The organism is Pseudomonas sp. Irchel 3H7 (assembly GCF_900187605.1).
In the GTDB taxonomy this organism is placed as follows: Bacteria; Pseudomonadota; Gammaproteobacteria; order Pseudomonadales; family Pseudomonadaceae; genus Aquipseudomonas.
The window spans coordinates 24814-38371 of sequence record NZ_FYEA01000023.1 but is presented as its reverse complement, the minus strand read 5'-3'; the positions used below and the strand labels follow the sequence as shown (position 1 = coordinate 38371).

Genomic DNA, 13558 nt, shown 5'->3' with positions numbered 1-13558 from the left:
AGGAATTGACGGACTCGCAAGGCAACCTTGCCTGGACCGCGCAGTACAAGGCGTGGGGGCAGGTGACGGAGCAGCGCTCGGAGTGGGCGCGGCAGCATGGCGTGATGAACCCGATACGGTTCCAGGGACAGTATCACGATCATGAGACGGGGCTGCATTACAATCGGTATCGGTACTATGATCCGGGGGTTGGGCGGTTTGTTAGTAAGGACCCGATTGGCTACGCGGGGGGAATCAATCTTTATGCTTATGCGCCGAACCCGGTACTGTGGACCGATCCATGGGGGCTAAGTAACGAACCACTGGGTAGCGAAAATAATCCCTTTGTTACGTCTAGAGCAGCTCGACGCGAAGCCATGAGGCAAGCCGGTATACCCACAAGTCAGCAACCCAGCGGTCAATCCAAAAATAAATCCGGGTGGGAATATCGTTACGACTCACCACAACCAGGTGGAGGTAACGGACAATCATCCGTACAACAACAAACAATGGACGTAAGTCATCCAGACAAACCACATTGGGAAGCAGGTAAAGTAAAGCTTGACGATAACGGAAGTCCAAGGATGAGTAAACATGGCCGCCCTCAGTTACGCAACGGCAAAGGGAAAGCTTTCTATAAACAAGGGTGCTGCAAATGAATATAGATCCTTATAAAAGAGAAGTTCTTTATAGAAAGGCTCAAGGAAAAAAACTGCTTAGTCACTATCAAGAAAAGTTAGCCTCACTTGTAGCTCTACCTTTTGATGGATCGCTGCTTTTAAGTTTACCGGAAACAGATAGCGTAATCGCAGCGCTAATGACGAAGCGCGAGATCTCCTGTGTGCGCAAAGAATATTCGCTATCCACTGAAGCAATTAACTTTTCTTCGTCAGCAATCGAGAATCGGAAATACTATTTGTTTATAGATGAGGACTGGAAATATTGTGGAGCCTACATGCTCGCAAGCGGCGCTTCCCTATGTGCGAGTTTTGATTTTGATAAATCCAAAAGTGACGAGATCAGGTTAATTGACGCCGAACTCTCTATGCAAATCTCTGTTGATTATAGTGAAATTTGCGGAGAGAAAATATTTGAATGCTGTATAAAAAAATATGAGTGAGCGACAGGAAATACTTGATGTTCTTGATAATTTTTTAGGCGATATTTACGAAAAGGCTTCGAGACATCTAAATATTGTATTAAAAAGAAATTACGGTCACTACGAGTATTCGGGCGATAGATTCAGTGCCTACTTGACGTTTCTTCCAAGTGAAGTAGAGCTATTATTCGACGGAGAGGAGGTTGATGCTGAAAACTTTATTACTCCTTGGATTTGTGTACCTCCGATGGAGAAGTACTTGGTAGGAAAATAGTATCTGCAAGTGGAAATTCTGCCGAGATTGGGGTGATATTGGCCTCTACTGGTGAGCCCGTCCTTACACAGTTATTAGCGTTCTTGAATAACAGCATTACGGTTTAATTCATTGGAAAGGTCCACGATCAAAAAAAGTATGGATTGCTGACACTGATACCTACGGTGACTATATAAGCAACATAAGAGCGGGCAGGAAAAATATAAACTTTAAATCTTTGAAGTGCAAGAATGCTAAATGATTACGTCTGCTGAAGAATTTGTCGCGCTGCGCGATAGTGAAATAAAAGTCGATTATGATCGAGCAGCAATGGAAGAGGCTCCTCTTTCAGTGTGGCGCGAAGTAATTGAAAGATTTCCTGAGCATAGAAGATGGGTGGCTCACAATAAAACAATACCACTGGAAATTCTTGAAGAGCTATGTGCGTTCGATGCCAGTGTCCGACGTTTCGTTGCATCCAAGCGAAAATCATCACTTACATTGTTCGAGCGACTTTCCCTGGATCCCTGCTCCGTGGTGAGAGGTGCAATAGCTGCAAATAGAAAAACACCTATCGAAATTCTTGAAAAGCTGCTCAATGATGAAAGCGAGAACGTTGCAAGAGTGGCGGAGTGTAATTACAAAGAAAGAAAGCCTTGATTGTGCGGCCTTGAAGTAGATCTTGCGGAGCATATAGGGGGTGGATCATATGGTCAAAAAACCAACATACACCGTCTACCCCTAACAAGATCGGCACCCTAACATCTGTTCTTGATCCGCAAGCCGTCTATTTTAATTCAAGTAAAGTGCGTCATGGTTGATAATCCGCCCGAACTAACACTATATTAGCTTACAAAAAGCCCTGACCCATATATGATTTCTACTGATTCCCATAAGCTGATTTGGCTGTTTATAGCTGGGATGGATAATCTCCACGTCGCCTAGCTTGGCTTATTGAATTTCTTGAATATAGTCCACCCCTGAAAAAATTAAGATAATTTCACCCCGTCCTTTTCTAACGTTTTAAATGAAGAACATTAGTTATATGAGAACCAAGATTCAAAAGGGTAGCCACAATGAAAACCATCGTTGATATCGGGTCTGTTCTTGCTACCAAATCTGGTGGGTTTCACTTTGATAACTCATGCGACTCATTATGGTATCTGGCTACAGGCTATGATTACGGGTCGATCTTTGATTATTTGGCTCCAATTTTCTTTCGATATAATATATATACCGTACTTGCTACCGAACTCGATTCAAGTAGCAGTATCGCGAAAAAACCAGGCCTACATAAAAGAGCATTTGGAAAGCTTGGTTTGGCCGCGACGAACAAAAGAAGACATCTCGAATTAAACTTAGACATTGAGGGGAAGCATAATTTCTGCGACCTCTCAACTGCCTCCAGTAGCGAAGAAATAAAAATACTTTTGACAGCCATATACAAAGGATGGAATGCATTAATATTTTTGTCAGAGATGGAATTGGATGAAAGTGATAAAAAAGAGATCCTCAGTGTAATTAGTGAAATTTATAGAGCTTCAGGTACAGACTTCTCTCAAGCCTCCTCATTAAAGTTATTTCATAAAGTGATAGCAGTACTATGTTCGAAAAAATGCATTGTCGTCATGCTAGGTGAAGACCAATCTGATACTCGAGCAATATTAATCTCTGGCCCTCCCGAACAGATAGTAGAATTTTCAGAGCTTGCGAATAACTTGGTTGAAGCCGACTCCGCCCCTACTCCAACACCGTTTACTCGTGACTTTATACTTAAAACTCCTTTCGTGAGACGGCGTATGCTTTAGATATAAAGAAAATCCTAAAGCTGCATTACTCTCTTCGCGCTCCAATGGTTAATTTGACTTTCGTGCACAAGCACAAAGAATCTCTCGTAAAAAGACCAAGTTATTGAAGATCAAACAAACGAAGTCTGTCCCTGGTAGAATCGACAACTTCTCATCTAGTCATGATCAGGGGTGCCGTCCACCTCAAACCAAGTGCGGCCCATCAGAGATGAGGAGTAACCCAATCAGGTATGCAATCCTCACCACCTATAGGTAGTGTCTATGGAACAAGTAAGCAAGGTTTCGGAGGCCTTTCATCGTTTTGAAGATGGGTTAATTCTTTCTTTCGAATTTTTTTACCTTCCCAACGAACCCCTTGCCGCGCAAGTAATATTCCATGCCAGAGATCATAGAGTTAAAGGCAACGTATGGAAGAAAGTAAAGGTGATAGTAGGGGCGGTAGAGGAGTTAAGTGCAAAAGTTAAAGGCAATCAGTTTAACTCGATATGCTCTGGGGTTAGGATCTTGAAATTTGACGACGTCTGGTGCGTGGAAATTGATGGAAATTACGACATGGATGCCGACCCTACTTCACTTGCCCAGATACGCGAGGATGGAGAGCTTTACATAATTGGTCGACAGATAAAAATCCTCGAGATTGCAGACTGATTTTTATAGACTTGATTTCCAATCATATCATTTGACCAGCGAGCAGCCCGTCTGCTCGTGATTACTTTTCATTATGAAACTCTTTGCGGACGAATCACGTCCTTGAGAATTAATAAAGTATAGCTTTCCTCTAACAACCACCTACTGCCCGAGAGAGGGCAGCAAAAAAAAGGCTCTAAAGTGGATCAGGCCGCTCGCGGACTCACGCGCGCCTCTGGACTCTGCACCGAACTCCATCCCTATTTCGAGTATCATCTCCACCTTTGCCCTCAAGACCTCAATGCAGGAAGCATAACCATGACCAACAAAGCAGTTATCGTATTCAGCGGCGGGCAGGACTCCACCACGTGCTTGATCCACGCCCTGACCCACTACGATGAAGTCCACTGCATCACGTTCGACTATGGTCAGCGTCATCACGCGGAAATTGAAGTGGCGCAGCAGCTGTCGAAAAAGCTCGGTGTGACCGTGCATAAAACGCTGGATGTGTCCTTGCTCAACGAGCTGGCCATCAGCAGCCTGACCCGCGATAACATTCCGGTGCCGACCGTGAACAGCTCTGGCGAGAGTCTGCCAAGCACCTTCGTTCCGGGACGGAACATTCTGTTTCTGACCCTGGCCTCTATCTATGCCTATCAAGTCCAGGCCAAAACGGTCATTACCGGTGTCTGTGAAACCGACTTCTCGGGCTATCCCGATTGCCGGGATGAATTCGTCAAGGCGCTGAACAAAGCACTTGAATTAGGCATGGATTACAAGCTGCAACTGGATACGCCATTGATGTGGCTGAACAAGGCAGAAACCTGGGCCTTGGCGGATTACCACCATCAGCTGGATCTGGTTCGCGAGGAAACATTGACTTGCTATAACGGCATCAAAGGCACTGGATGTTCCGATTGCGATGCCTGTAATCTTCGCGCCAAAGGCTTGAATGAGTTCCTGAACAATAAAGTACAGGTGACTCAACGCTTGAAAGAGAAACTTGGCTTAAAGTAATACTGCAACAAGAAGCGCTCACTCAAGCATGCCGAGTGAGCGCCCTCCTCTCTTTATTGCGTCTGCGCACCCGTCAGGTACTTCTTGAACAATGATCTTGCGCCGTAGGCCGGCAAGATATTAAAGAACGCAAAACCTACCTTGATTGCGATCTGAACGTAGATCATGCCCAGTATCGCGCTATTTTCCATCGTCCCGTAAAACGCGATATAGCAGAACAGAAAACTGTCGATGATCACGGCAAACAACGTGCTTAAAAATACTCGCAAAAACAGAAACCTGGAATTTGTGAGTTCTTTAATCTTGCACAACAGATACGAGTTTATGTTCTCGGAAACCAGAAACGATATAGAAGATGCTACCAGAACTGCTGACAACTGACTAATAACATCATTGTAAGCGCCATCGAGTTTCCAGCCCGGCAATCCCGGAAGATGGGTCGTGATGGCCAGCAGAATGATAATCGCGGCGTTGCTGATGAACGCGAACAGAATCGCTTTTCGCGCCAGCCTCAGGCCAAACGTTTCATTGAGCAAGTCAACGATCAGAAACGTCAGCGGATAGAGGAAGGTGCCCGGCGTTACGACAATATCGAAATACTCGAGGTAGATCGGTTTTGTCGCTGCAATACTGGTAAAAATGTAAAGCGTGAACAGCATCAGGTTCAGGATGATGTAGATCATCCAGGAACTCTCATGCCGGTCATTGATTTCGTAAGCGGTGAGTGCTCCGCCTTGGGAGTAAAACTTCTTGTAGAGGTTTTTCACTTCGATTTTATTCAGATTATCCATAATCTCACTATTCAACACTTCACTTAGCTTTATTTTAATTATTTTGCCTGTTGCGATGACCATGATGACGGCCAGGCTTTTTCCATTTTCGAATCCCAGCAACTTGTACTTGCTGTTTTCCAATTCAACACTGCAATCCATTAAATCGTTCCTCGATTACATCTCCGATCACGCATACACGATCCGTATCAAAGTTGCCTTCATGGCTTATATATAACTTCGCTGTGATTTTGTCATACACCAGCTTTTCCCTGTCGCTGGTCGACGCTCCTTTCTGCACAATCAATAGATCGCCGGGTTCATTCATGCCGCTGATTTCATTTTCCAGCAAAACGCCAATCAGATTAAAGGAAGCGCCAAAATAGTAAGTCAGTGGATAAATCGTGGCCAACTCACCAATTCTCTTATCCAGACTTTGCAGCAGCAGACTTTCTTTAATCACCGGAACAGCGGCCGGATTCATATTCCCCTGTGGCGAAATACTGCTTTCGATTATTTCCTTTTCTTCAAAATCAATCGTCTCTATTTCCTCGTAAGACACGCCGAAGAAATCAGAAATCTTGCGCACAGTGGACTGTTGTACATTGACCACCTTGCCTTCAAGAATGTTATAGATGGTCGTTCGGGTCAAACCACTGGAGTGGCACAGGGACAACTGAGTTTCCCCGCGACTCTTGATCAGGTATTTGATGTTGTTCTTCAGATTCTCCGATCTTTCTCTTCTGTGCATCACATGCTTATCATCCATTTTTAACTGCAATCAATGTCACGTCCCGAATGATCATTCCGGACATACACAAGTGAGGTAGGAAATTGCAGTTATATCCCTGTCAGTGCCGCGCAGGATCATAGCATTCTCCCTCCCTGGGTTCGGTATAAAAAGTCAGCTTTCACAGGCTGCTTCCGCCAACGTGCGGGGGTCATTTCAGCCTCCGTACGGACTCGTCAGTTCCTTTCGACTTCCACCCAAGGCCGGAAAATCGGCACCGGGCAATGCCTGTTTTACACCCGACGCGACCACGAAAAGAATCATTTTCTTTGAAGAATGTTCATTTTTTTGATTAATTCTGTGGCGTTCCTCACTGAAAAATTTATGATGCGTCAATCCGGCGTCCCATTCTCGAGAGTGAAAGAACGAAAAACCGGGAGGCCTGTACAGGGTTTAGTTTTGCGCGCACAGCGGTCAAAACACGGATTCGCCTGTACAGATCTGGCAAGCAAGGACATGCGCAAATCACGCAAAACCAGGGAAGGAATAAGCAATGGCAGTCATTACTGAACCACTCAAGAACCAGGCTGACTTGCTGCGACGCGGTCTGGCAGATCTCCGCGCAGAAGACGCCGAACTGGCGGCCATTCTCGACGCTGAAGTGACGCGCCAACAGCACACGCTTTCACTGGTCTCCTCCTCCTGCGCAGTCCAGCCGCGAACCTTGGCGGCCTGCGCTTCCGTGCTGGTCAACGTGACCGCTGAAGGCATGTCCGGCAAGCGTCACAGTGCTGGGTGCGAGAATGTCGAGCGGGTCGAATCGCTGGCCATCCGCCGGGCGCGGCAACTGTTTACGGCTCAATACGCCAACGTGCAGCCGCACTCGGCGTCGACCGCCATTTACCAGGTGCTCACAGCGTTACTTGAGCCTGGCGACACCTTGCTGGGTATGGCGGTGGAACACGGTGGCCATCTCACGCATGGCAGCCTCGCCGCGTTTTCCGGCGCCTACTACAAGGCGATCCAGTACGGTACGACAGCGGACGGCCTTATCGATTACGACAAGGTGCGCCTGCTCGCACTCGCCCACCGCCCACGCGTCATCCTCTGCGGCGCCACCGCCTATTCACGTGTGGTGGACTTCCAGCGGTTTCGCGAAATTGCCGATGAAGCCGGGGCTATCCTGCTCGCCGATATTTCGCATATCGCCGGGCTGGTCGCCACCGGGCGCCATCCAAGTCCGATCGACGCGGCACACGTCACCGTCACGTGCACGCACAAGCAACTCGCCGGGCCTCGCGGTGGCGTGATTCTCAGCGGTGCTGATGCGAACACCAAGATTCCCGGTTTGCGGACCACCTTCAGTCGCCTGCTTGATCAAGCCGTTTACCCGCGAATGCAGGGCGCGCCTGCTGCCAACATGATCGCTGCGAAGGCTGCCGCGCTGGGTTATGCAATGTCCGCAGAATTCGATGCCTGCATGGCGCAGATCCGCAGCACGGCGGATGAAATGGCCAAAGCGTTTCAGGCCAAGGATTATGAAGTGGTTGGCGGCTGCAGTGAAAACCACACGGTGCTGGTGCGCTTGCGGGGTGGCATCACGGGGGCTATCGCCGAGGCGGCGCTGGGGCACTGCGGGATCATCGTCAACAAACATCGCGTACCCGACGATCCCCGCTCGGCACTGGTTACCAGCGGACTGCGTATCGGCACCGCTGCGCTGGCGCAACGCCGGGTCGATGTCCACGGCAGCCGCCAGATCGTCGATTTGATCGTGCGGATTCTGAACACGGTAGCGCCGCTCGGCGAACAGGATTACACCCTGGAACCGCTGCTCCTCGCGCAGTTTCGTTCAGAGGTCGAAACCCTGTGCAGGGACTATCCTCTCGCCGACTATCAATAGCGCACCAATATTTGCACCCATAAAAAAACCCGGCACTCAGGCCGGGTTTTGTGTTTCTGCGTCAGCGCTTACTTGGCAGCACCTGCCGCGTGCACGGCCTGCTGCGCACCGCGCTTGTTCTTGATCACGTAGCAGACCCACATGAACACGACCCACACCGGAATCGCGTACACCGAGATCTGAATGCCCGGGATCAGCAGCATCACGCCGAGGATGAACGCGACGAACGCCAGGCAGATGTAGTTGCCGTACGGATACCACAGCGCCTTGAACAGCGGCGTCTGCCGGGTCTTGTTCATGTGCTGACGGAACTTGAAGTGCGAGAAGCTGATCATCGCCCAGTTGATCACCAGCGTCGCAACCACCAGCGACATCAGCAGTTCCAGCGCGTGCTGCGGGATCAGGTAGTTGAGCAGCACAGCGACCAGCGTCACCGCCGCCGAAGCCAGAATCGACCGCACCGGCACGCCGCGCTTGTCGATTTTCGCCAGCGCTTTCGGCGCATCGCCCTGCTCGGCCATGCCCAGCAGCATACGGCTGTTGCAGTAGGTGCCACTGTTGTACACCGACAACGCAGCAGTCAGGACCACGAAGTTGAGGATGTGCGCGGCGGTGTTGCTGCCGAGCATCGAGAACACTTGCACGAACGGGCTGCCGCTGTACGAATCGCCGGACGCGTTGAGGGTTTCCAGCAGACTGTCCCATGGAGTCAGCGACAGCAGGATAACCAGTGCACCGATGTAGAAAATCAGGATCCGGTAGATCACCTGGTTGATCGCTTTCGGGATCACGGTCTTCGGCTTGTCCGCTTCAGCAGCGGTGAAACCGAGCATTTCCAGACCGCCGAAGGAGAACATGATGATCGCCATGGCCATCACCAGACCGCTCACACCGTTCGGGAAGAAACCACCGTGCGACCACAGGTTGCTTACCGAGGCTTGCGGGCCGCCGTTGCCGCTGACCAGCAGGTAGCTGCCGAGCGCAATCATGCCGACGATCGCCACGACCTTGATGATCGCGAACCAGAATTCGGCTTCACCGAAGACTTTGACGTTGCCCAGGTTGATCGCGTTGATCAGCACGAAGAAGGCTGCCGCAGAAACCCAGGTCGGAATGTCCGGCGCCCAGTAGTGGATGTATTTACCGACCGCGGTCAGCTCCGACATGCCCACCAGAATGTACAGAATCCAGCAGTTCCAGCCCGACAGGAAACCGGCAAAGCCGCCCCAGTACTTGTGCGCGAAATGGCTGAAGGAACCGGCCACCGGCTCTTCGACGATCATCTCGCCGAGCTGGCGCATGATCATGAAGGCGATGAAGCCGCAGATGGCGTAGCCGAGGATCATCGACGGGCCAGCGGATTTCAGTACCCCGGCCGAGCCGAGGAACAATCCGGTACCGATCGCGCCACCGAGGGCGATCAGTTGAATATGGCGATTTTTCAGGCCGCGTTTCAGCTCGCCTGATTGCGAGGGTTGTCCACTCATGAAAAAGGTCTCACGCAAGGTTTGATGATGTTCAGTAGACGTTGCTGCAAGGTTGCGATTTCAAGCAGCCCCGATCAAACCCCAGCGCAGGCACCAGGAGTTCAGCTTATTTACAACGGTCATGCGTCACCTGTTTGTTTTTATCTGTGACGAAATCGAACCCGAAACGCTTGTGGCGCGACGGAGTGAACAAGGCGGATAGCCTTGAGATTTGCGCGATTACGCAGAGGGTCACAGTTAAAACGCGGCGCATTGTACACCGCTAACCCCCTGCTGCCAGACCCCGCTGGATCAGCGTGATGGTTGCCGGGATTGCGTGTGTCCGCTTCGAGATGCTCGAGCGGCTGCAAAAAATGAGTCAGGCCTTTGCAGGCCATCGGCGTGGACGAGGAAAAAACCGTCCCACGGAGAGAGGTGGAGATCAGTCACGGCGTTCATTGCGCCTCCTTCTTGTTATGCACCTGCACGACAGGCATGGGGCGCATCTCACCCTGCAAACGCCGCTGAAACAAGCGCGCCAGAGCCCTGCGCAGCCTGCGGTGAAGCGCGCTTCGGCAGGTTTTCCTTACAGCGCTCATGGCGGGTTGGATTCACTCGGTTTTAGCGGTATTTTCGTAAACATTTCTTTACGATGCGTAACGCAGAGTTTCCATTTCAGAAAATTCTGTCAGACGTCTGCAAATTGACGGTAGCTAGCTTGCTAATGAAAACCATGACTTAGTTTTTTGTTTTTAAATAAGAAAAACCGAGCGTAAAAACAGAATAAAAAGTCTATTTAAAAATTAAATGAATAATTTTTTGCATTACAAAAAACCCTGAACTAGGTTCTTCACGTCTTGCCGGCCACCTCGACCGGCCAGTCACAACCGTGAAAGTCATCTAGGAGATCGACCATGCAAGCACTGGAAAAAGACTTGGATACCGAACTGCAACTGGACGAATGGTTTGAAGCACCGACTCACGAGGCGGCTGTAGAAATGATGCAAGCCGACGCGGTAGTTCCGTTCGGCACGGCGATGTGGCCTCTGTAAGACATCCCCGGGCAGGCACGATCCGGCCGGTCGTGCCTGCCGCTTTCTTCACGGTCAGTCAGGGAGGACTCATGGATAAGCCCCGCGCGATCTCGCATTTCCTTTACTACCTCGAACATCACCCTGCCCTTGCCGGCCTCGACTCGGCGAAGGTATTGCTCGGCCACACGGCTGATTACGCAGCGCTGACCGGCGCGATCGCCGAACAGGCCGGCGATCATCCTCGCTTCCACTTCAGCGCCCGACGTCTGGACCTGGAAAGCACTGCAGCGCTGACCTCGGCAATCACCGACAGCGATCTGTACATTTTCTTCTACGACTCTTCCACCCTGCCCAACCCACGCCCCGACGGCCCGGAATTCGTCCGTGCGTTGCAAGGCGTGATGGCGGAAAACTGGAAGAAGTCGCTGCTGTTCAAGGATTACGGCGAGTATTTCTACGACACCTTCAGCGTCACCCCGCAACGCATCGCCGGGCTGAACAGCCACCTGATTCAGCGTATGTCCCAAGCGACCACGCTGAGTTTCAAGGACGACGACGGCTCATGGTTTGAAACGCCGCTGAGCAGCATCAAGAAGTGGACCGACATCAACGGCGTCGGCAACTTCGACCTCGCCCCCGGCGAAATCGCCACGCACAGCGAGGCCATCAACGGCCATGTGAAATTCAAGGGCACATTCCTCAGCACCATTCCGTTTGCGCGCAAATACGGAGTTCTGGAATCGCCACTGGAGTTGTGGATCGAAAACTCGACCATCAGCCGCATCGCCACCGACGTGCCGGGGCTGGAGCATGATTTCAACAAGTACCTGGACGCCAATCCGTCGAACCGGCGGATTGAAGAGCTGGGGATTGGCACTAACGAAGGCGTGAAAGATCTGTATGCGCGCAATGCCGGGTTTGAGGAGCGGCACTGCGGGTTGCACCTTGGTTTGGGCGGTGGCGCCAAGGGCAGTCATCACCTGGACCTGATCTTCTCGGGCGGCGTTTTGGCGCTGGATGACAAGCCGGTGTTTGACGGGCGGTTTGTCTTTTAAGGCTGGCACCTGATCATTCCCACGCTTCGCGTGGGAATGCAGCCCGGGACGCTCCGCGTCCCTTTAGAGCCGAACGCGGAGCGTCCGTTGAGGCATTCCCACGCAGAGCGTTGGAACGATCGGTGTGCGCCAGACGAAAAAAAACGCCAACCCTGCGGTTGGCGTTTTTGCTTTGGCTTGAAGCTTGCCGCTAAAAGCTCACAGCTGCCTTATTCCGGCTTCTTGCGACCAAACCCCGGACGCTGACCGGAACCGGCCGGTGCACCACGACGCTTGCCCGACGGCTTGTCGCCATCAACCAGTTTGATCCCCGGACGCTTCGGCGCAGGCTTGGCCGGGCGCTTGTTGGTGGTGTCCGCTGGACGATCCGCCACTGGCGTGCCACGACCGGCAGGTGCACCACGCTCGCCACGCTCAGTGCGACCGTTGGCCGGACGCGGAGCGCGCTCGCCGTCACGGGCGACTGGTTTGCGACCTGGACGTTCGCCTTCGATCTGCGGCTCGCGGCTTGGACGTGGGCCAGTCGGCGCGCCAGTGGCTGGACGCAGGGTGCGGACGCGCTCGGTCTTGCCCATCGGGCGCGACGATTTGCGCTGCATGCGCTCAAGCTTGTCTTTGCTCTTGGCGTTCAGTTGCGGCATCGCCACCGGCGTCAGGCCGACTTCAGCACTGAGGATGTCGACTTCGTACTGGCTCATTTCGCGCCAGCGGCCCATCGGCAGGTCGGAGTTGAGGAACACCGGGCCGAAACGCACGCGCTTCAGACGGCTGACCACCAGACCTTGCGATTCCCACAAGCGACGAACCTCACGGTTACGACCTTCCATCACCACGCAGTGGTACCAGTGGTTGAAGCCTTCGCCACCCGGCGCCTGCTTGATGTCGGTGAACTTGGCCGGGCCGTCTTCCAGCACCACGCCAGCCTTCAGACGCTCGATCATCTCGTCGTCGACTTCACCGCGTACGCGCACGGCGTATTCACGGTCCATTTCGTAGGACGGGTGCATCAGGCGGTTGGCCAGTTCACCGTCGGTGGTGAACATCAGCAGACCGGTGGTGTTGATGTCGAGACGACCGATGTTGATCCAGCGCCCTTCTTTCGGACGCGGCAGCTTGTCGAACACGGTCGGACGGCCTTCCGGGTCGTCACGGGTGCAGATCTCGCCATCGGGTTTGTTGTACATGATCACGCGGCGGACCGATTCGGCCGCCTCTTCGCGCTTGATCACCTTGCCATCAATGGTGATGGCGTCGTGCATGTCGACGCGCAGACCGAGGGTGGCGTCTTTGCCATTAACCTTGATCCGGCCCTGGCTGATCCAGGATTCCACGTCACGGCGCGAGCCGACGCCGATACGGGCGAGGACTTTCTGCAGCTTTTCGCCTGCTGGGCCGATTTCCTGGTCGTCTTTCTGAATGATGTCGCTCATCTGGGCACCTCCCGGTGTGGTCTGTTCAGGCGGCGCCTGAAGCATTGAAATCTGGGTACTCAGCCGAAGGGATCGGCGAAGGGTCGCGAATCATACGCGGATGTGCGCCGTCGCGCATCAGAGACTAGCTGATCAATGGGCAGTTATTTCTTTTTCCGCCGACCGGCGCCACCGAGTTTGATCAGGCGCAACGCGGCTTCGGCCAGCACCGTGCGCTTGTCGTCCTTGTCGAGTTTCTTCCAGGCCTTGATTTCGCGCTTGCTGCGGCCGCAGCCGAGGCAGATGTCGTCGGTGAATTTGCAGAGGCTGATGCACGGGTCTTTTGTTGAACTCATTTGAGTACCTTTGGTAGATCAAAAGATCGCAGCCTTCGGCAGCTCCTACAGG

Annotated in this window: 14 protein-coding genes; 9 read left to right on the top strand and 5 right to left on the bottom strand. The window is 52.1% G+C overall.

All coding sequences use genetic code 11. The features are described from left to right. The 6 genes from CKW38_RS30550 to queC form a co-directional block, all read left to right on the top strand. Positions 1-638 (top strand): RHS repeat-associated core domain-containing protein (locus CKW38_RS30550; RefSeq protein WP_176472383.1); only part of this gene is annotated, 638 nt, incomplete at its 5' end. Continuing rightward, positions 635-1099 carry a hypothetical protein gene (locus CKW38_RS28655; protein ID WP_095114477.1) on the top strand — a complete coding sequence of 155 codons (465 nt, stop codon included), beginning with the start codon at positions 635-637 and terminating at the stop codon, positions 1097-1099. The genes CKW38_RS30550 and CKW38_RS28655, both read left to right, overlap by 4 nt. A 490-nt stretch (positions 1100-1589) precedes the next feature. Beyond that, positions 1590-1991: a hypothetical protein gene (locus CKW38_RS28650; RefSeq protein WP_095114475.1), complete on the top strand. Its 402-nt coding sequence runs from the start codon at positions 1590-1592 to the stop codon at positions 1989-1991. Between the two features lie 416 nt (positions 1992-2407). Further along, positions 2408-3139: a hypothetical protein gene (locus CKW38_RS30050; RefSeq protein WP_141232692.1), complete on the top strand. Its 732-nt coding sequence runs from the start codon at positions 2408-2410 to the stop codon at positions 3137-3139. Positions 3140-3400: 261 nt separating this feature from the next. Further along, complete coding sequence (locus CKW38_RS28645; RefSeq protein ID WP_095114473.1) at positions 3401-3787, top strand: hypothetical protein; 387 nt, start codon at positions 3401-3403, stop codon at positions 3785-3787. Between the two features lie 297 nt (positions 3788-4084). Beyond that, positions 4085-4783, top strand: coding sequence for a 7-cyano-7-deazaguanine synthase QueC (gene queC / locus CKW38_RS28640; RefSeq protein WP_007919656.1), 699 nt, complete (start codon positions 4085-4087; stop codon positions 4781-4783). Positions 4784-4836: 53 nt separating this feature from the next. Here the strand turns inward: queC and CKW38_RS28635 are convergent, their stop codons facing one another. Then, on the bottom strand, positions 4837-5715 hold the full coding sequence (locus CKW38_RS28635) for a queuosine precursor transporter (protein WP_007919658.1): 879 nt from the start codon (positions 5713-5715) through the stop codon (positions 4837-4839). Further along, complete coding sequence (locus CKW38_RS28630; protein WP_095114481.1) at positions 5699-6304, bottom strand: helix-turn-helix transcriptional regulator; 606 nt, start codon at positions 6302-6304, stop codon at positions 5699-5701. The genes CKW38_RS28635 and CKW38_RS28630 overlap by 17 nt, the downstream gene beginning before the upstream one ends. Positions 6305-6836: 532 nt before the next feature. On the opposite strand from CKW38_RS28630, the gene glyA reads away from it, so the two are divergent. Continuing rightward, positions 6837-8186 (top strand): serine hydroxymethyltransferase, encoded by a 1350-nt coding sequence (gene glyA / locus CKW38_RS28625; protein ID WP_095114471.1) that lies wholly within the window; start codon positions 6837-6839, stop codon positions 8184-8186. A gap of 68 nt (positions 8187-8254) precedes the next feature. On the opposite strand, the gene CKW38_RS28620 is transcribed toward glyA, so the two are convergent. Then, positions 8255-9673, bottom strand: a complete 1419-nt coding sequence (locus CKW38_RS28620; RefSeq protein WP_095114469.1) for an amino acid permease — start codon at positions 9671-9673, stop codon at positions 8255-8257. Positions 9674-10566: 893 nt separating this feature from the next. Here CKW38_RS28620 and CKW38_RS30270 point away from each other — a divergent pair. Then, a complete protein-coding gene (locus CKW38_RS30270; protein ID WP_003222780.1) occupies positions 10567-10704 on the top strand; it encodes a hypothetical protein in 138 nt (45 codons plus the stop codon). A gap of 71 nt (positions 10705-10775) precedes the next feature. Next, positions 10776-11741, top strand: a complete 966-nt coding sequence (locus tag CKW38_RS28615) for a leucyl aminopeptidase (RefSeq protein ID WP_095114467.1) — start codon at positions 10776-10778, stop codon at positions 11739-11741. Positions 11742-11950: 209 nt separating this feature from the next. Here the strand turns inward: CKW38_RS28615 and rluB are convergent, their stop codons facing one another. Together rluB and CKW38_RS28605 are read right to left on the bottom strand one after the other, a co-directional pair. Continuing rightward, positions 11951-13171 (bottom strand): 23S rRNA pseudouridine(2605) synthase RluB, encoded by a 1221-nt coding sequence (gene rluB, locus CKW38_RS28610; protein ID WP_095114464.1) that lies wholly within the window; start codon positions 13169-13171, stop codon positions 11951-11953. Between the two features lie 143 nt (positions 13172-13314). Beyond that, the gene (locus CKW38_RS28605; protein ID WP_007919669.1) at positions 13315-13506 is read right to left on the bottom strand and encodes a DUF1289 domain-containing protein; all 192 of its coding nucleotides are present in this window, start codon (positions 13504-13506) and stop codon (positions 13315-13317) included. Between the last annotated feature and the right edge of the window lie 52 nt (positions 13507-13558).